This is a genomic window from Sphingomonas montanisoli, assembly GCF_008274695.1.
In the GTDB taxonomy this organism is placed as follows: domain Bacteria; phylum Pseudomonadota; class Alphaproteobacteria; order Sphingomonadales; family Sphingomonadaceae; genus Rhizorhabdus; species Rhizorhabdus montanisoli.
This window is the reverse complement of sequence record NZ_VTOU01000001.1, coordinates 156723-175146: the sequence shown is the minus strand read 5'-3', so window position 1 is coordinate 175146 and position 18424 is coordinate 156723. Positions and strand designations below refer to the sequence as shown.

At 64.4% G+C, this 18424-nt stretch carries 22 protein-coding genes and 1 pseudogene; 10 read left to right on the top strand and 13 right to left on the bottom strand.

Annotated features, from left to right (window positions below; genetic code table 11):
* Nucleotides 1-70 precede the first annotated feature (70 nt).
* The 8 genes from ccmC to FYJ91_RS00885 all read left to right on the top strand — a co-directional run bounded on the left by ccmC (nt 71) and on the right by FYJ91_RS00885 (nt 5140).
* Nucleotides 71-787 (top strand): heme ABC transporter permease CcmC, encoded by a 717-nt coding sequence (ccmC, locus tag FYJ91_RS00915; protein ID WP_149521281.1) that lies wholly within the window; start codon nt 71-73, stop codon nt 785-787.
* Nucleotides 784-921 (top strand): hypothetical protein, encoded by a 138-nt coding sequence (locus tag FYJ91_RS20475; protein ID WP_181008292.1) that lies wholly within the window; start codon nt 784-786, stop codon nt 919-921. Before ccmC ends, FYJ91_RS20475 begins: the two co-directional genes overlap by 4 nt.
* Nucleotides 918-1352, top strand: a complete 435-nt coding sequence (ccmE, locus tag FYJ91_RS00910) for a cytochrome c maturation protein CcmE (protein WP_149520406.1) — start codon at nt 918-920, stop codon at nt 1350-1352. The genes FYJ91_RS20475 and ccmE overlap by 4 nt, the downstream gene beginning before the upstream one ends.
* A complete protein-coding gene (locus FYJ91_RS00905) occupies nt 1349-3274 on the top strand; it encodes a heme lyase CcmF/NrfE family subunit (protein WP_149520405.1) in 1926 nt (641 codons plus the stop codon). Before ccmE ends, FYJ91_RS00905 begins: the two co-directional genes overlap by 4 nt.
* The gene (locus tag FYJ91_RS00900; RefSeq protein ID WP_149520404.1) at nt 3274-3801 is read left to right on the top strand and encodes a DsbE family thiol:disulfide interchange protein; all 528 of its coding nucleotides are present in this window, start codon (nt 3274-3276) and stop codon (nt 3799-3801) included. Before FYJ91_RS00905 ends, FYJ91_RS00900 begins: the two co-directional genes overlap by 1 nt.
* Nucleotides 3798-4211 (top strand): cytochrome c-type biogenesis protein, encoded by a 414-nt coding sequence (locus tag FYJ91_RS00895; protein ID WP_246152343.1) that lies wholly within the window; start codon nt 3798-3800, stop codon nt 4209-4211. The genes FYJ91_RS00900 and FYJ91_RS00895 overlap by 4 nt, the downstream gene beginning before the upstream one ends.
* Nucleotides 4208-4846: a tetratricopeptide repeat protein gene (locus FYJ91_RS00890; protein ID WP_149520403.1), complete on the top strand. Its 639-nt coding sequence runs from the start codon at nt 4208-4210 to the stop codon at nt 4844-4846. Before FYJ91_RS00895 ends, FYJ91_RS00890 begins: the two co-directional genes overlap by 4 nt.
* 84 nt (nt 4847-4930) lie before the next feature.
* Nucleotides 4931-5140 carry a hypothetical protein gene (locus FYJ91_RS00885; RefSeq protein ID WP_149520402.1) on the top strand — a complete coding sequence of 70 codons (210 nt, stop codon included), beginning with the start codon at nt 4931-4933 and terminating at the stop codon, nt 5138-5140.
* Between the two features lie 102 nt (nt 5141-5242).
* On the opposite strand, the gene FYJ91_RS00880 is transcribed toward FYJ91_RS00885, so the two are convergent.
* The 12 genes and pseudogenes from FYJ91_RS00880 to FYJ91_RS00820 form a co-directional block, all read right to left on the bottom strand.
* Entirely contained in the window at nt 5243-6181 is a 939-nt protein-coding gene (locus FYJ91_RS00880) for a cyclase family protein (RefSeq protein WP_149520401.1), read from the bottom strand.
* A gap of 59 nt (nt 6182-6240) precedes the next feature.
* Entirely contained in the window at nt 6241-8043 is a 1803-nt protein-coding gene (locus tag FYJ91_RS00875; protein ID WP_149520400.1) for a flavin-containing monooxygenase, read from the bottom strand.
* 108 nt (nt 8044-8151) lie between these two features.
* Nucleotides 8152-8487 carry a helix-turn-helix domain-containing protein gene (locus FYJ91_RS00870; protein WP_149520399.1) on the bottom strand — a complete coding sequence of 112 codons (336 nt, stop codon included), beginning with the start codon at nt 8485-8487 and terminating at the stop codon, nt 8152-8154.
* Between the two features lie 10 nt (nt 8488-8497).
* Complete coding sequence (locus tag FYJ91_RS00865) at nt 8498-8929, bottom strand: hypothetical protein (RefSeq protein WP_149520398.1); 432 nt, start codon at nt 8927-8929, stop codon at nt 8498-8500.
* Nucleotides 8930-9058: 129 nt separating this feature from the next.
* Nucleotides 9059-9568 (bottom strand): response regulator transcription factor, encoded by a 510-nt coding sequence (locus tag FYJ91_RS00860; RefSeq protein WP_149520397.1) that lies wholly within the window; start codon nt 9566-9568, stop codon nt 9059-9061.
* Nucleotides 9569-9603: 35 nt separating this feature from the next.
* Nucleotides 9604-10356, bottom strand: a complete 753-nt coding sequence (locus FYJ91_RS00855) for an SDR family NAD(P)-dependent oxidoreductase (RefSeq protein ID WP_149520396.1) — start codon at nt 10354-10356, stop codon at nt 9604-9606.
* 3 nt (nt 10357-10359) lie between these two features.
* Complete coding sequence (locus tag FYJ91_RS00850; RefSeq protein ID WP_149520395.1) at nt 10360-11832, bottom strand: flavin-containing monooxygenase; 1473 nt, start codon at nt 11830-11832, stop codon at nt 10360-10362.
* A 30-nt stretch (nt 11833-11862) separates the two neighbouring features.
* Entirely contained in the window at nt 11863-13629 is a 1767-nt protein-coding gene (locus FYJ91_RS00845; RefSeq protein WP_149520394.1) for an N-acyl-D-amino-acid deacylase family protein, read from the bottom strand.
* Between the two features lie 173 nt (nt 13630-13802).
* Nucleotides 13803-13919, bottom strand: a pseudogene (locus FYJ91_RS00840) (acyl-CoA dehydrogenase family protein); the annotation flags it as partial.
* Between the two features lie 151 nt (nt 13920-14070).
* Nucleotides 14071-14820, bottom strand: a complete 750-nt coding sequence (locus FYJ91_RS00830) for an SDR family NAD(P)-dependent oxidoreductase (protein WP_149520393.1) — start codon at nt 14818-14820, stop codon at nt 14071-14073.
* Between the two features lie 12 nt (nt 14821-14832).
* Nucleotides 14833-15774, bottom strand: a complete 942-nt coding sequence (locus FYJ91_RS00825; RefSeq protein ID WP_149520392.1) for a hypothetical protein — start codon at nt 15772-15774, stop codon at nt 14833-14835.
* Nucleotides 15775-15902: 128 nt separating this feature from the next.
* Nucleotides 15903-17255, bottom strand: coding sequence for an aminotransferase-like domain-containing protein (locus tag FYJ91_RS00820; RefSeq protein WP_149520391.1), 1353 nt, complete (start codon nt 17253-17255; stop codon nt 15903-15905).
* 80 nt (nt 17256-17335) lie between these two features.
* Between FYJ91_RS00820 and FYJ91_RS00815 the strand changes: the two genes are divergently transcribed.
* Nucleotides 17336-17776 carry a DUF983 domain-containing protein gene (locus tag FYJ91_RS00815; RefSeq protein ID WP_149520390.1) on the top strand — a complete coding sequence of 147 codons (441 nt, stop codon included), beginning with the start codon at nt 17336-17338 and terminating at the stop codon, nt 17774-17776.
* 30 nt (nt 17777-17806) lie between these two features.
* Here the strand turns inward: FYJ91_RS00815 and FYJ91_RS00810 are convergent, their stop codons facing one another.
* Nucleotides 17807-18106, bottom strand: a complete 300-nt coding sequence (locus FYJ91_RS00810) for a DUF1244 domain-containing protein (protein WP_149520389.1) — start codon at nt 18104-18106, stop codon at nt 17807-17809.
* Nucleotides 18107-18179: 73 nt separating this feature from the next.
* Here FYJ91_RS00810 and FYJ91_RS00805 point away from each other — a divergent pair, with 73 nt between their 5' ends.
* Nucleotides 18180-18413: a hypothetical protein gene (locus FYJ91_RS00805; protein ID WP_149520388.1), complete on the top strand. Its 234-nt coding sequence runs from the start codon at nt 18180-18182 to the stop codon at nt 18411-18413.
* The last annotated feature ends 11 nt before the right edge of the window (nt 18414-18424 follow it).

Below are 18424 nucleotides of genomic sequence, written 5' to 3'. Positions count from 1 at the left end.
GGCGTATTGTTCAATGATCGCAAGCAGTCGCGCCTTTTCTCCGGGGCGAAGCTGATCTATGCCCCGCTGCGTGCACATCTTCGCCAATCCTGCCCGCTTCCTGTCGATCGCGCGTCCGCTGACACCCTGGCTTGGGTGGGGCGGGGGGCTGATGGTCGTGGCGGCACTGATTTCGGGCCTGTTCGTGACCCCGCCCGACTATCTGCAGGGGGAGAGCGTGCGAATCATGTACGTCCACGTGCCCGCGGCCTGGCTCGGCATGGCTGGCTGGACGGGGATCGCGGTGGCGAGCCTGATGCAGCTGATCTGGCGCCATCCGCTGGCCAGCGTCGCAGCCCGCGCGATTGCCGTGCCCGGCGCACTGTTCGCGGCGATCTGCCTGATCAGCGGGTCGATCTGGGGCCGCCCGACCTGGGGCACCTGGTGGGAATGGGATGGACGGCTGACCTCGATGCTCGTCCTCTTCTTCCTCTACCTGGGCTATGTGGCGCTGTCGTCCGCCGGGTCCGAACGCGGAGCCAACGACCGCATCTCGGCGATCTTCGGGGTGATCGGCGCGATCAACATTCCGGTCATCCATTATTCGGTCCTGTGGTGGCGCACACTGCATCAGGGGCAGAGCATCACGATGAAGGGTTCGACGATCGATGGATCGATCCTGTGGCCGCTGCCGATTGCGACGCTCGGCTTTTCGCTGTTGTTCGGCGCGGTCGTGCTGATGCGGATGCGCGCGTTGCTGGCCGAGGCGAAGGTAGAGGCGCGGTTGCGCCGGATGAGCGCCGAATGAACCATTGGCCCTTCATCATCGCCGCTTATACGATCACGATCGTCGGCACGGTCGCGATCGTCGCGATCAGCTATGCGGCCATGCGCCGCGCCGAAAAGAAAGCCGATGCGCTGACGAAGCGGGACAGGCCGTGAAGGCAAAGAATCAACGGCTGATCCTTGCGGGTCTCGCGATCGTCGCGATCATCGGCGCAGCATTGCTCGCCATGTCGGCGCTCAAGGATCAGGCCGCTTACTTCTACACGCCGACCGATGCGAAGCGCGATCATGTCGAGACGGGTCGCGCAGTGCGTCTTGGCGGGATGGTGCAGGGCGGATCGATCAAGCGTGACAATGACGGCGTGACAATCCGCTTCATTGTCACGGACAACGTCGAGACAATCCCTGTGACATTCAAGGGCATTGTCCCCGATCTGTTCAAGGAGAATTCGGGCGTTGTCGCCGAAGGCAAGTTCCAGCCCGACGGCAGCTTCGTGGCCGACAATATCCTGGCCAAGCATGACGAACGTTATATGCCGCCGCAGGTAGCGGGTGAGATGCACAAAACGGAGAGCCTGAAAAAGTGATCGCGGAAGGGGGGCTTGCCGCATTGTGGCTCGCGGCGGCGCTTGCCGCGCTGCAACTGGTGCTGGGCATCATGGGGGTTCGCAGCGGGCGCACCGATTTGCTGGCGGCCGTACGTCCGGTAGCGGTTGTGCAGGGTGTGCTAACGCTGATCGCCTTCGTCGCGCTGATCTGGCTGTTCGTGACGGTCGATCTGTCGGTCGCCCTGGTCGCCGCCAATGACGCGTCGACCAAGCCGCTCCTCTACAAATTTGCCGGCACCTGGGGAAACCACGAAGGCTCGATGCTGATGTGGGTGACGATCCTGGGTGTCGCGGGCGGTGCGGTGGCGATCCTCGAGCGGCGGCTGAACGAGCGCACGCTGATCGCGACGCTCGCCGCACAGGCGGCGATAGGGCTCGGATTCTACGCTTTCCTGTTGTTCGCATCGAACCCGTTCGCGCGGCTCAATCCCGCGCCGGTCGAAGGGCAGGGGCTCAATCCGCTGCTGCAGGATCCGGGGCTCGCCTTCCATCCGCCGACGCTCTACCTCGGCTATGTCGGGCTTTCGGTCGCCTTCTCCTTCGCCGTCGGTGCGCTGGTGACGCGCGATGTCGGCGCGGCCTTTGCGCGCGCGATGCGGCCGTGGGTGCTGGGCGCGTGGATCCTCCTGACGCTCGGCATCACGGCCGGCAGCTACTGGGCCTATTACGAGCTGGGCTGGGGTGGCTGGTGGTTCTGGGATCCGGTCGAAAATGCCTCGCTGATGCCGTGGCTTGCCGCGACCGCTCTGCTCCATTCGGTGACCGTGCTGGCAACGCGTGAGGGGCTGCGCGCCTGGACGGTGATGCTCGCAGTGGTTGCCTTTTCGATGTCGATGGTGGGCACATTCCTCGTCCGCTCGGGCATCCTGACGAGCGTTCACGCCTTCGCGGTCGACCCCAAGCGCGGCACGTTCATCCTCGCCTTGCTCGCCATCTATATCGGCGGTGCGCTCGCCTTGTTCGCGCTGCGCGTCGGCACCGTGCGCGAAGGATCGCGCTTTGACGCGGTCAGCCGCGAAGGCGCGCTCGTCATCAACAACCTGCTGCTGTCGGCGATCCTGGGCGTGGTGCTGGTCGGTACGCTCTATCCGCTGATCGCGGAATCGCTGACGGGCGAGAAGCTGTCGGTCGGCCCGCCTTATTTCAACAGCGCGGCGGGTCCGCTCGCGCTGATCCTCGTCGCGGTGATGGCGGCGGGACCGGTGATGCGCTGGCGTCGGGACGACCTGAAGGCCGTGGCCAAGCGGATCGCGCTTCCTGTGCTGGTTGCGGCGATTGCGTTTCTTGCGGTGATCCTGCTTGCGCCGGGCATTCGCATCCTGCCGCTGCTGGGCCTCGTCGCCGCGGCCGGCGTCGGCCTCGCCAGCCTCGCACCTTTGTGGAAGCGCAATCTGCGCCGCACGCCGTTGTTCATCTGGGGCATGGTGATTTCGCATCTCGGCATCGCCGTGAGCATGGCGGGCATGGCAGCCGAGAGCGCCTTCACGCGCGAGACTCTGGTGGCGACGCAGGTCGGCGCGACACACAAGGTCGGCCCCTATACCGTCCGCCTCGACGATGTGCAGCCGATCGCCGGGCCGAATTACACGGCGATCGAAGCGACCGTGACGGCGCGGCGCGGCGCGGGCGCCCCCATTCTCCTCAAGCCCGAGACCCGCACCTTCCCATCGCCGCAGACCGAGACGAACGAGGCGGCGATCAAGACGGTGCTCGACGGCCAGCTCTACATCGTCGTCGGCAAGCCCGACGATCAGGGCAGGTGGCAGCTGCGCGCATGGTGGAAGCCGTTCGTGACCTTCATCTGGCTGGGCGGCGCGCTGATCGCATTCGGTGGTTTCCTGGCAATGATCGGTCGCATTCGGCGCGAGATCCGCCACGCCCCGCCGCCGGAGTTCGTGTGATGCGGCGCCTGTTGATCTGGGCCCCTCTGGCTCTGTTCATCGCCTTCTTCGTCGTGTTCGCGAGCGGGTTGATCAGCCCGGAGAGCAAGACGATCCGGTCGCAGCTGATCGGCAAGCCGATGCCCACCTTCGCGCTCGCGCCCGGGGTTCCGGGCAAGCCGGGCCTGTCGAGTGCGGAACTGGCGAACGGGAAACCGCACCTCGTCAACGTCTTCGCGAGCTGGTGCATCCCGTGCATCGCCGAAGCGCCGCAGCTCGAACAGCTCGCGCAGGCGGGCGTACCGATCTACGGCGTCGCGATCCGCGACCGGCCCGAGGATCTCGCCCGCTTCCTTGCGCGTAACGGCGACCCCTATCGCGCGATCGGCGGAGATCCCAATTCGAGTGTGCAGATCGCGCTGGGCTCGTCGGGCGTGCCCGAAACCTTCATCGTCGACGGCAAGGGCATCATCCGGCACCAGCATATCGGTGATATCCAGCCGCAGGATGTGCCTGGCATCATGTCGGCTCTGGGGGCAGCGAAGTGAGGAAGGCTGCACTCGCCGCGTTGCTGCTCGCGACCGCGAGCCCGCTTCTGGCCGACTCGCTGATGCCCGCTGCGCCTTATACGAACGAGCAGCTGCCCGATCCCAAGCAGGAAGCCGCGGCCAAGCATCTGATGGAATCGCTGCGCTGCCTCGTCTGCCAGGGGCAGTCGATCGCGGACAGCGATGCCGAGATGGCGGGCGATATGCGCTCGCTGGTCCGCACGCGCATCCAGAAGGGCGAAAAGCCGGAGGATATCCGCAAATGGCTGATCGAGCGCTATGGCGACTGGGTGAGCTATAATCCCCCGCTGGATGCGCTGACCTGGCCGCTGTGGGTGATGCCGATCCTGTTCCTGGGCATCGGCGTCTGGATTGTGAGCGGGCGACTTAAGCGAAGGAATCGCAAGTGACGGGCTGGCTGGTCTTTCTGGGGCTCGCTCTGCTGGTGGGCGGCGCGCTGTTTCGCTGGGGCAGGCTGCCGAAGGGCGGCATGGAGCTGGTCGGCGCGGCCTTGTTCGTCGGGGTCGCGGGCTATGCGTGGCAAGGGAGTCCCGCGCTGCCGGGCAAGCCGACCCCGCCCCCCGAATCCGCCGCCAACCTGCCAGATACGACCTTCGCGCTCGAACGCGGCAAGATGCTCGATCGCTTCGGCACCGACGCGCAGGTGCTCGGCACCGCCGACGCCTTCCATCGCCAGGGGCTCAACACCTATGCGATCGGGATCATCAAGGGCGGTCTGTCGCGCCGCCCGAACAGTCCCGATCTGTGGGTCGGCCTGGGCAATGCGCTGGTGATCCACGGGCAGGGGATGATGTCCCCCGCGGCACAGCTCGCCTTCGAACGAGCGGGGAAACTCGCACCCGACCATCCCGGGCCGCCCTTCTTTCTCGGCCTTGCCTATGCGCAGGCGGGGCAGTTGGATCGCGCGGCAAAGGTGTGGAGCGATCTTCTCGCGCGCAGCCCGGCCGATGCGCCGTGGCGCCCCGAGCTGGAACAGAGGCTTGGCGAACTCGCGCAGATGCAGGGTGGCGGCGGGCAACAATAGCTTGCGTTGCACTTGTTTACTTGGCCGTAACGATTGGTGGCGTCAGATCTCCGCTTACGTAGTTCCCAAGCGGAGAACAGTCGGATGACCCTGATCACCGAAGCCCTGGAAACGCTGGCCCGCGCCCGTGCCGAAGGTCGTAAGCCACAGGGCTGGCGCGTGAGCCACGAGGTCATCGCGAGCATCGTCGGCAGCGGCGAGCGCTATCGCTTCGTGCGCACCGATGCGGGCTGGTCGTGGCGCGGCCTCCCGATCGTCGCGGTCGCGGGGCAGGGCGCCCAGCTCAGCTACTGATTTTCGAACTCGTCTTTGCAAGTCGGAGCGAAAGCAACCCACTCCGTCCCTGGAGTGGATTGCTTCGTCGCCTTCGGTTCCTCGCAGTGACGAGGAACGATGTTACTTCAGCACCATCGGATTGACGGGCGATCCCACCGCGCCCGTGATCGCGAGCGGCGGGGCGGCGAGCAGGAAGGTGTATTTCCCGTCCGCCGCGCAATCGGCCGCGAGCGGGGACATGTTCCACATCTCGCCTAGCGGCAGGCCCATTTCGCGTAGGCACAGCATGTGGAAAGGCAGCGGCATTTCGGAGCCGCCGAAGCTTTCCATCGGGGTCGTCTCGACCGCCAGATTGTCCGCCGCGATCGCCGCGGCACTGTGATCGTAGAGCCATTCGGCCACTTCCGTCGATACGCCGGGATTGTTCATGTAAAAGTTCATCATATTTCGATCGATCGTGAAGTGATCGATATGGCCGGTGCGCACCATCACGATGTCGCCGGCCTGGATCGACACGCCTTCCTTGTCGCAGGCGGCGCGCAGGTCATCGACGGTGACGACGGTGCCGGGCTCGAGCCGGTCGACACCCTTGAGTCGCGCGATATCGAGCAGCACGCCGCGCGCCATGATGCCGGGATTGGCGAGATGCTCGATGCCGTTCTTGCTGGCGCCGGCGGTGCTCAACACGTCGCACGCCTTGCAGCCATTATAGAGTTCGCCGTCATAATGGGCATGGCTGAGCGCATCCCATTGGGTCGCGCATTGGAGCGACATGTGGACGACGTCGTCGGAAAAGACGACTTCGGGGAAATTGGGATTCATGACCTGGGCTATCGCGGTCATGTAGAGCTGCGGGTTCATGCGCATGCCCGGCGGCTGCGGGCCGTTCTTGTCGAAGTTGAGCCCGAGCGCGAACATCTTGCCCGACTGGACCGAGGTCGCTGCGCGTTGCAGCGCCTCCGGCCCGATATGATTGAGCGTTCCGCGCTGATCCTCATTGCCCCAGCGGCCCCAGTTGCGGAGCCGCTCGGCGATCTTGTCGAAGTCTTTCCGCTGCATCGATGCAGTCCCTCTCCCTAGTTCTCAAGGGAGAGGGAGGCATTGTCCGCTACAGGATGTCAAGCCTCGGCTGAGGCTTTCCCCTTATGCAGTTCGAGGCCCTCGAGATCGCCCTTGGCGCGCCAATCCTTCAGGATTTCGATGAAGGCCGGCGTACCACCCATGAAGGCCGCGTTCTTCGCCATCTTGATGTCGGCAGCACCTTCGTTGTTGTAGGCGCCCGGGGTGCATTCGGCCATGATCGTGGCGCGCGCCATGACATGCTTCAGGATGACGCCTAGCCATTCGTTCTGCGCTTCCTCGGTCGGTTCGACGACTTCGATGTCGTGATCGAGCGCATATTTGATGACGTGCGCGGTGTGCGCCGACTGTTCGATCAGAACCTGCGGCACGTTGACCGAGAAGCCGCCTTGCACGGTGCTGTACATCATCATGTTCGGGAAGCCGCGGGCGTGGAGGCCATAGAGCGTCGCGGCGCCCTCGGACCAGGCGTCCTTGAGCGACACGCCGTCGCGGCCGACCGGGTTGAAGCCCATGCGGCCGGTATATTCGGTCGTCAGTTCATAGCCCGAAGCGAAGATGATGCAGTCGACCTCATATTCCTTGCCATCGACGACGACGCCGTTGGGCGTGATCCGCTCGACGCCCTTGCCGCCGGTGTCGACGAGGGTGACGTTCGGGCGGTTGAAGGTCTGCAGATATTCGTCGTGAAAGCAGGGGCGCTTGCAGTGAAGGTTGTACCACGGCTTGAGCGCCTCGGCGGTCGCCTTGTCCTCGACGATCTCGTCGCAACGGCCGCGTACGGCTTCCATCTTCGAATAATCGGCGATCTGACGGCGTTCGAACGCGCCGACCGGATCATTTTCATAATCCTGCGCTTCGTCCGAATAGGCCCAGGTCCATCCGTCCTGAATCAGATCCTCTTCGGTCTTCACGCCGTTCACGATCTTGCCGAAATTGGCGATGCGCTCGGCCTGCCAGCCGGGCTTGAGCGAGTTCCACCACGCGGGATCGGTCGGGCGGTTGTCGCGGCGCGACACCGACGAGGGGGTCCGCTGGAACACGTAGAGATGCTTGGCGGCACGGCCGACGGGGGGCACGACCTGGATCGACGTGGCGCCGGTGCCGATCACGGCGACACGCTTGTCGCCCAGCTTGTCGAGTTCGGTCAGCGGGGTGCCACCGGTATATTCGTAGTCCCATCGGCCGGTGTGGAAGGCATGGCCCTTGAAGCTGTTCAGGCCGGGCAGATTGGGCAGCTTCGCCTTATGGAGCATGCCGCCCGCGATGATCAGGAAACGTGCCGCGATCCGATCGCCGCGATCGGTCTCGACGATCCAGCGATTGTCCTTGTCGTTCCACTCCGCACTGGTGATGCGCGTCTGGAACAGGGCATGGCTGTAGAGGTCGAAATGGTGGCCGATCCGCTGGCAGTGCGCGAAGATTTCCGGCCCCTTGGCGTAACGCTCGGTCGGCATGACGCCGAGTTCCTCGAGCATCGGCATGTAGATATAGGCTTCGACGTCGCAGGCCGCGCCCGGATAGCGGTTCCAGTACCAGGTGCCGCCGAAGTCGCCGGCCTTCTCGATGATCAGATAGTCGTCGATCCCGGCCTGATGCAGTCGGGCACCGGCGAACATGCCACCGAAGCCGCCGCCGACGATCAGCGTCTCCGTCTCACGCACGATCGGATCGCGGGTGAAGCCTGGTTCGGCATAGGGGTCCGCATCGAAATGCGCGAACTCGCCGCTCAGATCGTGAAACTGCGCGTTGCCGTCGGACCGCAGGCGCTTCTCACGCTCGATCCGGTACCGCTCCTTGAGCGCCTCGGGGGAAAAACCGAGATTATCCTGGTCAGCCATATCGAATCCCCGCCTTATGTAAACACTGGTTTACATAATAGATAGGACAGGCTGTCACGTAAGTAAACGCACATGGGTGAATTGACGAGGATGCGGAGGCGAGGCCGTCTATGAATCCGACGAATGCATCAGAACCTGCTCGATCCGCGCGCGGCCGGCATCCGATAGCGATACGATCCGGATGCGCTGGTCACGATCATCGGACGAGCGGTTGATCAGGCCACGATTTACGAGCACCGCTGTCCATCGCATCATCGTCGTCGGCGCGATCCCGGCGAGCAGGCCGAGCGCGGACAGCTTGACCTGCTTGCCCTCCACCTCGGACGTATAGAGATCGAGCAATATGTCCCACGCCGGTTCGCCAAACAGATCATGACCCAGGATCGTGTCGCGCCGCCGCCGCATCTCCATCAGCGCGCGGGCGCGATCGTAGAGCGTGCTCATGCGGCGTCCTTCACAGGACGATGCTGGTGGCCTTCACGCGGGTTCGACGATAGCGCCACGTCGCGAGCGCAAGTGCGAACATCTGGAGCCAGGCCCACACGGCGGTGCCGTTCATGTAGACGCGCATGTCCGAATTGGCGCCGATGATCGTGAGCGTGGTGACGATCAGCGATGGGATCTGAAACGACGCCGCCCACATCGGCCAGTAACGATCGCAGCGCAACGCCAGCACGACCAACGCCACGAGCAGCATCAGATCGACGATCGCGACATAGGGGTTGGCCTGCGTGTTGTCCGCATCGAAACCCGCCATCCCAATCTGCGTCAGCAGCCATGCGGCGGCGAAGATCGCCGCCCCCCAGCGTTCCGGCCAGTCGCCGAACAACACGGCAAAGGCCAGCGTGCCGACGAACAGTGCCATGAAGGTGAGAAAGAGGATCACGAGGCCAATCGATAGCCGTGGGGCCCAAGGGGTCAAGCTGTTGATGTGTTACGATTTTGGGACAGGACATGATGTTCCCTCCGCACCGCTTCATAGGCAGCGCGTTGCCGGCGATCATTGAATGGACGGCTATCGGATCAGATATTTGAGCGCGGCGAGGCCACCAGCCGCGGCGATTGCGACCCCGGTCCAGATCATCCCCATCGCGCCGATCCGCGCCAGCTTCTGCGTCGCGCTCAGATCGTTGCGCTCGCCCGTCTGAGGTCGTGGCAGTGGCACCAATGGTGCCGGCTCGCCGGTGGAAATGTCCCCAAGACCGTCTTGTCCATGCCCCGCCATGCCCCATGCGTCCGCTTTGTCCGGAGGAGAGACTGCGTTGAAAAACGCCGCTTCGGCAACGATTTGCGGTTGAAGCATCAATGATTGAGGGGTCGCGACCTCGGCCTCATGAAGCCTCCGCGCGGCATCGATGCGGTCGGCGGCATCCAGAGTCCGGATCGCCTTACGCAGATAATCGTCGACGGTGTGGGGGGACAGGCCCAGGTGGCGCGCGATGTCCTTTGACGATTGGTGGCGCCAGACGAGGCGAAGGCATTCCTTCTGCCGGTCACTAAGTCGGTCGATGGGCGTCGGAGCCATAATCCGAGATAATCGCAGCCAGCGGGCCGATGCAATCAGTTGATCCAGGCACCGCCATTCGCGCCGATCGTCTGCCCGGTGATCCAGCCGGCCTCATCCGAAGCCAGATAGACCGCGAGCGCGCCGATATCTTCGGGCTTGCCGAGCCGCTTGAGCGGGATCGACTTGGCCATCGGCTCGGTCACGGGGCTGGGCTTTGCGATGACGAGGCCGATCGCGATCGTGTTGCAGGTGATGTTGTAGCGCGCATTTTCGACCGCGAGATGGCGCATGAAGCCGATCTGGCCCGATTTGGCCGCGCCATAGGCCGACACGCCGATGTTGAGCCCCGCCTGGCCGGCACCCGACGTGTTGGTGATGATCCGGCCCTGCTGCCGCTCGATCATGCTGGGCAACACCGCCTGGCAGCAGTGGAACAGGCCGTAGAGATTGACCGCGAAGATGCCTGGCCACACCTCGGGCGAGGTTTCTGCGAACGGCTTCTGGCCCATATTACCGCCGATGCCGGCATTGCCTGCATTGTTGACGAGGATGTCGACCGGCCCCTCATTCGCAGCGATCTCGGCGACCGCTGCGTTCACCGCCTCGCGATCGGTGACGTCGAAGGGCACCGCGCGCGCCTTGCCGCCGGCCGCGACGATTCCGTCGACGGTCTCCTGCGCGCGCTCGGCATAATAATCGTTCACCAGCACGATGGCGCCCTGCGCCGCCATCAACTGGGCGACGCCTGCGCCGATATTCTGCCCCGCGCCTGTGATCAGCGCGATCTTGCCATCGAGCCGGAACATCAATCAGGCCTGTTCGAACGCTTCGAGCTTTGGCTCTGACGTTTCTTCCATGAAGCGCTCCAACGTATAGGGCCAGATCGTCGGCACGCCGTCCGGATCGAGATACCAACTCGAACAGCCACTCGCCCAGACGGTGCCCTTGGTCGCGGCGATCAGTTCGCTGTTATACGTTGCCATCGCCTCGCGAGAGACGCTGATCTGGCGGGCATTGCCGCTGCTGATCACCTCGAGCAGCTTCATCACCAGCATCATCTGATATTCGGCGACCGCGATGCTCGAAAGATTGCCGAACGGCGCGCTCGGCCCGTTGAGCATGAAGAAGTTGGGGAAATCGGGGATCGAAACCGCCAGATAGGCACTCGGCCTTTTGTCCCACAATTTGTTGAGTTCGACGCCGTCGCGGCCGACCACGTTCATCGGACGCATGAAGGACGACGCCTTGAAGCCCGTCGCGAGCACGATGATGTCGAGTTCGTGGAACTCGCCATCGGCGGTGCGGATTCCATTGGCTTCGAACCGATCGATCTTCTCGCGCACCACCTCGACTGCGGGCAACTGGACCTTCTCATAATAGTCCATCGAAATGATCATGCGCTTGCATGCTGCGCGATAATTGGGGCGCAGCTTTTCGCGCAGGACAGGATCCTGCACGTTGTTCTCGAGGTTCATCCGCGTGTACGCCTCGACCGCCGCCATTTCGGGCGAGTTCACGTCGGTCACGGCGCGCGTGAACATGCGCAGCCCTTCCTTCAGTTCGGGCGACTCGTGCAGGTCGATCATCAGCTGCGGATTGGCGCGGAAGGCGGCGCGCTGTTCTTCGGTGAACTGCGGGTTCTGGCCCGGCGTGATCCATTGCGGCGTGCGCTGGAAATGGATGAGCTTCGACGCGCGTTCGGCCAGCGCCGAAACGATCTGAACGCCGGTCGATCCCGAACCGATCACGCCGATCCGCTTGCCGTCGAGTTCGACGCTCTCGTCCCAGCGCGCCGAATGGAAGATCGGTCCCTTGAAAGTCTCCTGCCCCTCGAAGGTCGGGATATTGGGGTGGTGGAGGATGCCGGTCGCGACGATCATCGCATCGGCGCGCTCGCTGGCGCCATCCGCCGTACCGATCGCCCAGCCGCCATCTTCGAACACGGCCGAGGTGACTTCCTTGTTGAAGACGATCCGATCGTTCAGGCCGAATTCCTCGGTCACGCGCGCGAAGTAGGCAAAGATTTCCGGGCCGGGCGGGTAACGCTGGGTCCAGTCGGGATTGGGCGCGAAGCTGTAGGTGTAAGCATGCGACGGGATATCGCAGGTCAGCCCCGGATAGCGGTTCTCACGCCATGTTCCCGCGACCTTGTCGGCCTTCTCGTAGATCGCGAAATTGGTGTAACCCGCCTTCTGCAACTCGATGCCCGCCAGCAGGCCGGACATACCGGCGCCCACGACGATGATCCGCATGTCGGCCCGGTTCTTCGCACTATCGATCATGGATGGTCTTTCGGTCTGTGGTGATGGGATTCAGGCGACGCTGCGCAGCAGGCGCCCGGTGCGCGCGCCGGTGTCGCTGTCGTTGCGGCGGGTGACGGTGCCGGCGAGGATCGTCGCGAGGAAGCCGGTCGTCACCTGATTGAGGCGCGTGCCGCCCGTGGGCAGATCGTGCGCGATCACCGGGTGATGCAACTGCAACCCGTCGAAATCGATCACGTTAACGTCGGCACGCAGCCCTTCGCGCAGCAGGCCGCGATCGGAAAGGCCGAAGGCGCGGGCGTTGCGTCCAGTGATCCGCGCGACCATTTCCTCGACCGTAAAGCGAGGCCCGCGCTTGCGGTCGCGCGCCCAGAAGCTGAGATGGAAGGGCAGCATCGAAGCGTCCGAGATCAGCTTCATATGCGCGCCACCATCGCCCAGCGACGAGACGGTGTCCGGATGTCGCAGCATCGTGTGGATGTGATCGAGATTGCCGCCCGCATAGTTGAGCAACATGTGGACGACGCTGTTGCCGCCATCGGCCGCCACGAGGTGATCGTACACCACCTCCTCGACCGTCCTGCCTTGTGCAGAGGCGACGTTGTCGACGATCCGGTCCTGATCGGGTTCATAGTCGCTGTCGGCAGGTGAGAAGAGATAGCCGCGCCCGCCCAGATTCTTGAGCATCATCGAGCCATAGGTCGCCTCGCGGCCGACGGTCTGTGGCGGCAGGTTATCCTCGGACAGGATCGCGGCGCGGCGGGCCGGCTCGCGCATCGCCTTCGCACGCTCGGCGAGCGGAAGATTCTCAATCTCGCGATAGGACGGGCGCGCCTGGAAATTGTGATAGCCGTCGAGCATCGAGACGAGGCCGAAGCCGCGCGATGCGATGTGGCAGGTGATCGGCAGGCCCGCTTCGTTGGCGGCGCGGGTGCGATCGAGCATCATCCGCCAGTCGCCGGTGTCGCTGCCGAACTGCTGGAGCAGATAGTGGACCGGGCGGCCCGAGCGGCGGGCGATATCCTCGAACAGCTGGTGTTCGGCCTCGCGATCCTGCCGCGTGGCGACGGGCGCGATCGGCGAGGCGCCGGCGGCGCCGCGCGGCACGATCTGGAAGATGCCGCGCCCGCTTTCGGCCATCGCCTCGGCCAGCGCGAAGAATTCCTCATGTTCGGCGAAGGTGCCGGGGGTGTTCTTGCGGTCGTCGCCATAGATATGTTCGGCGATCCGGCCCGCGGAGATGCCGAAGGCGCCGGCCTTCATTGCGCCGCGCACCAGATCGCGCATCACGTTCAGTTCGTCGACGGTCGCGGCCTCGTGAGTCACCGCGCGCTCGCCCATCGCGAAAACGCGCATCGGGGCGTGTGGCGCGAGCACGCCGACATCGAGGCCGAACGACCGGCCGGCCAGGAAGTCCATATATTCGGGGAAGCTCTCCCACTTCCACGGCACGCCTTCGGTCAGCACGATGCCGGGGATCGCCTCCACCCCCTCCATCACCGATATCATCAGATCGCGATCACGCGGGCGGGCAGGGGCGAAGCCGACGCCGCACATGCCCATCATCGTCGTGGTGATGCCGTTGGAAAAGGACGGGTCGATCGTCTCGTCCCACGTCGCCTGGCCATCATAGTGGCTGTGGACGTCGACGAAGCCGGGGGTGATGAGCGCGCCGTCGGCGTCGATCTCCTGCTTTGCCGGGCCTGCCTTGCCGCCGACCCGGGTGATGACGCCGTCGCGGATCGCGATGTCGCCCGTGACCAAAGAGGCTCCCGAACCATCGGCGATCCTGCCGCCGCGAATGACGATATCATCCATCTCTCGCTCTCCTCCGCCGGCCTTCCCGGCTTTCCGCTCAGCTTTTTCGTTGCTGATTCGGAAATTGCATATCGGCTTAACTTGGATCGAAGAGGCTGTCCATTTGGCAAAGAAAAACCCCGGTCGTCGGGGCTGGGGTCGAAAGTGTGTGCGTCATTTGGCTGCTGCCCGCGTCAGGTTCGCCAGTCGCGCTTGATCTTCTTGGCGAGGCTCCATTTGTGAACCTCGGTCGGGCCGTCATATATGCGGAATGCGCGAATTTCGCGGAAGACGCGCTCGACGGCGGGGTCATCAACCCGGCGTCACGGGCAAGCTTGCGCAACTCGACGACCAGATCCTCGGATGGGCCGTGGGCGCCCAGGCGAGGGTCTTTCTCGTAGGGGGCGACGATATCGCGGACGAAAGTTTCGACCTTCTCCGCGATGACTTCGGCACGCGCGCTCATCGCGGCGCCATCCGGATCGCGCCGTCGAGGCGGATCACCTCGCCGTTGAGCATCGGGTTTGCGATGATGGCTTCCACCATGCCGGCATATTCTTCCGGTTTTCCGAGGCGCGCGGGATGGGGCACCTGTGCGCCCAGCGCATCCTGCACCTCCTGCGGGAAGCCCTGCATCATCGGCGTCAGGAACAGTCCCGGCGCGATCGTCATGACCCGGATCTTCAACGCGGCGAGATCGCGTGCGACGGGGAGGGTGAGGCCGGCGACGCCGGCTTTCGATGCGGCATAAGCGGCCTGGCCGATCTGCCCGTCATAGGCGGCGACGGACGCGGTGTTGACGATAACGCCGCGCTCCTCGCCCACCGGCTCTGCGGTGCTGAGACGCGCGGCGAACTGCGCGATCAGGTTGAACGTGCCGATCAGGTTGATCTCGACCGCCTTGCGAAAGGTGTCGAGGCTGTGCGGCTTGGCATCACGGCCCACCGTCTTCATCGCGGGCGCGATGCCGGCGCAATTGACGAGAATGCGGGCGACCCCATGCTTCGCCTCGGCGGCGGCAATCGCTTCACCAATCTCCGTCTCGCTGGTCACGTCGGCGGTAAAGGCGGCGACGCCATCGGGCAGATCTGTCGCCACCTGGCGATCGAGGATCGCCACCCGCGCGCCCAGTTCGGCCAAACGGAGCGCCGTCGCGCGGCCGAGCCCGGAGGCCCCGCCGGTGACGATCGCGGGCACTTCATTCACGTTCATTCAGGATCGTCCTCAGTCCATCGTCGCGTCGGTCGTCCATTGCCACGCGCGACCGGGCCCTCGTTCGAAGCCAAGGTGCGCGGCGATGTCGTCCAACTGCCAGTCGATATAGTCGATCCAGCGTATGAGGAACATCGGCTGCCGGATCGCCTGTCCCGCCGCGATGCCCTGCCGCGTCGCGTCGAAATAGGTCGGCATCACATGGTGATAGTGCAGTGCGTTGCGAAACAGTCCCAACGCCGAAACCCACATACCCGGTGCGCTGAGATATTGCGCCAGTTCGGGCGTGAAGAAGCGGGCGTCCTGCGTCGCATTCATGATCGCGAGCGCCGCTTCGCCCGCCGAGTTCGCGTCGAAGCCCGACACGATATGTTCGATGTCGTGATAATAGCCCCGCCGCCGCTGCAGATATTCGGCGTCGGTGGTGCTGGCCTTGCCGGCATAAGCGAATTCCATGTTCACCCCGGGGATGCTCATCAGGTCGAAGATTTCCCGACCGAGCGTGCCTTCGTCGCAGCCCGCGAGATCGGCCTTGTTGAACGTCCAGTCCTCGCGCGCATCGAGCCATTCGCCCAGCGCGGGCATGCGGACCTTCTCCGCCGCTAGCAATTCTGCGAAGCGCGCGAAATCGGTGGTCTCGGTGATCGCGCGCGACACGACCGGGATCATGTACGGCGGCGGCAGATCGTGGCCGTGGCGGCGGGTCGCCTGCTGCGCGACGGCATCGCGATAATAAGGATCGTTGAGATGCTTGGAGCTCGATATCAGCACGCTCGACGTCGCGGGGCGCTTGCCGCCCTGAAGATAATTCGCGGCGGCGAGGGCCATCAGCACCTTCGGCCGGACATCGGCGTCGGGAGCCTGCACCGGAATGCGCTCGATCGGCGGCTGCGGGTTTTCGGGAAAGCTGGCAATCGGCTGTACGGTCGGCGTGGGATCGGGACGGGCGGCCATGACATTCTCTTTCTGTGGTCTATCCCGTGATCGGTAGGCGTGGTGCCGGATCAAGTGCCAGCGGAACCGCGAGTAACCGGCGTTCTAAGCACAGCGGGACAGCAGCCGAGGCCCGTCGGGCCTACAGATTACCCCTTGCGCGTCGCCACCTCGACCACCCGGTCGAGCGCACGGGCGAGCCGGGGGTGATCGATCGAGCCCCCCAGAGAAAGGCGCAGCTTCGCGGAGGTCCGCGCCCGATTGATCGCGAAGCTGGCGCCATCGACGATCGACAGGCCGAGCGGCCGCGTAGCGGCGATCACCTTCGCAGCGTCGATATCGTCCGGAAGATCGACCCACAGATGATAGCCTTCCGGATGTGCCCCATAGGATAATGCGGTGAGGTGCTGAGCGGCGAGGCGCTGCCGGGCCACGCCTTCGGCGCGCACGGCGTCGACCAAGGTCGCGAAACTGCCGTCGCGCAGCCATGACGTCACCAGCGCGGCGTTGAGCGGCGGCGCCATGATCGCGGTCTCGTAGATATCCGCCGCCAGTTGGACCGCCGATATTCCCGAGGGCGCGCGGACATGTGCGACGCGCAACGCGGGCGATATGATCTTCGAGACGCTGGCGATGTGCCAGCACATATCGGGCGCCAGCGCGGCAAGGGGGGCAGGGGGACGTGAGGGCAGAAGGCCATAGGCATCATCCTCGATGATGGTGAGGCCGTGACGCCGCGCCATATCTATCACCTCATGCCGTCGCCGTGCGGTCATGGTCGCTGTGGTCGGATTGTCGTTGGTGGGTACGACATAAAGCGTTTGTGCGCCGGCACGGGCGGCAGCTGCGATCGCCGTTGGATCGATCCCTTCGTCATCGGCGGAGAGAGGGATGAGGGACAGGCCGAGGCGCGCGGCGAGGTGAAGCAGGCCGGGATAGACGTGCTGCCCAGCGGCGATCGCATCGCCCGTTGATAGAGACGTGGCGAGGATCGCGTGGAGTGCGCTCTGCCCGCCCGCAGTGACGATGACGTCGTCCTCTTGCGTTGGAATGCCGCGGTCGGTGAAGGCGGCAGCTGCCTCCCGCCTGTCGCGCACGCTGCCGGCTGATGGCTGGTACTGCAGAAGCGGCGATTGGCCGGCGGCGCGCAGCAGCTTCGTCATGCCGATGCGGAGCGCGTCGGGGAGCAGCGCGGATGCGGGCTGGGGCGGCATGATCATCCCGCCTTCCGCCTCGACATCGGCGGCGGGCAGATCGACATTGTTGCGCACGAAACTCCCGAGCCGGCCCGCCCCTTGGATCAGCCCCGAGTCAGTCGCGAGGCCATAAGCGCGGGTAACGGTCGTGAGGTCGACGCCGAGCGATATCGCAAGCTCACGTTGGGGCGGAAGCCGTTCTCCCGCACGCAGCAACCCGCTTCGTATCGCCTCCTCGAGCGCGGCGACAATCGCGAGATATTTCGGGCCATCCCGTTCGGCCGCGCCCGCCCACCAGCTTTGCATGTCTCACGTCCAGTTTATGTATGGTTGTGATATCCATACATAAATCCTAACTTCGCACCATAGCAGTTAGGGACATCGACATGACCGTCACGCCTACCGAGTGGCCTCGCCTCGATCCGATCCGCACAGGAATACGCGGTCGGTGCCCACGCTGTGGCGAAGGGCATCTGTTCGACGGCTTTCTTCGCCTGCGGAGCGAATGCGATGCCTGCGGTCTCGATTATGGCTTTGCGGACCCGGCCGACGGCCCGGCCTTCTTCGTGATCTGCTTCGGCTGCGTACCGGCCGTGGTCTTCGCGGTGATGCTGGAAATCTGGGCAAGCCCGCCGCTGTGGGTGCAGCTGGTGACCACGCTGCCGTTCATGCTCATTACCTGCCTGTTGCCGCTGCGCCCGCTGAAGGGCTGGCTCGTCTGCAGCCAATTCTTCTTCAAGGCGGGCGAGGGCACCATATCGCGCCCATGGCAGCCATACGGTGCGGACGGTCCGACCGTGATGCCGGCCAGGCGCAGGTTCAGCTGACGATCCGAGTTGCAGACATAAGTGCGCCGATCAGGCCGGTGGGTTGAGCTTCAGGCTTTCGGCCATCCGGGCGAGTTGCTCGGGCGTGGCCTGGCTCTGATGCTGCGCCTTCCATTCGGAATAAGGCATGCCGTAGATCGCTTCGCGCGCCTGATCCCTGGTGACGGCGCCATCCAGCGCCTCGGCCGTCCAATCGCCCAGGCAGTTGCGGCAGAATCCGGCCAATCCCATCAGGTCGATATTCTCTGCATCGGAGCGATGTCGGAGGTGCCGGACGAGCCGGCGGAACACTTCGGCTGCGGTTCGATCGTCGATATCGTCCAATGTCATGGGTCTCGCCTCGCTTGTGGAACGCAGGTCCGTTTCCACCGGTTCTATCGGTCTTCCGACCCGCGAGGTAATCATGGACCGCTCCGATCACAACATCTCGACAGACCATCACCCCGAAGGCAGCGACGCGCGACCGAAGGACACGCTCGACCGCGATCAGGGCGAGACGCCTCAACCCTCGCCATCACCGTCGCACGGCAAGGGCCCGGTCGTCGACGAGGAGGGACGACCGCTCAGCGGCGATGGCCTGACCAAGAGCGAAACGCCGGTCGTCCGGCCCTCGACCGCTGAGCGCATGGATAAGTAAGGCGACAATTC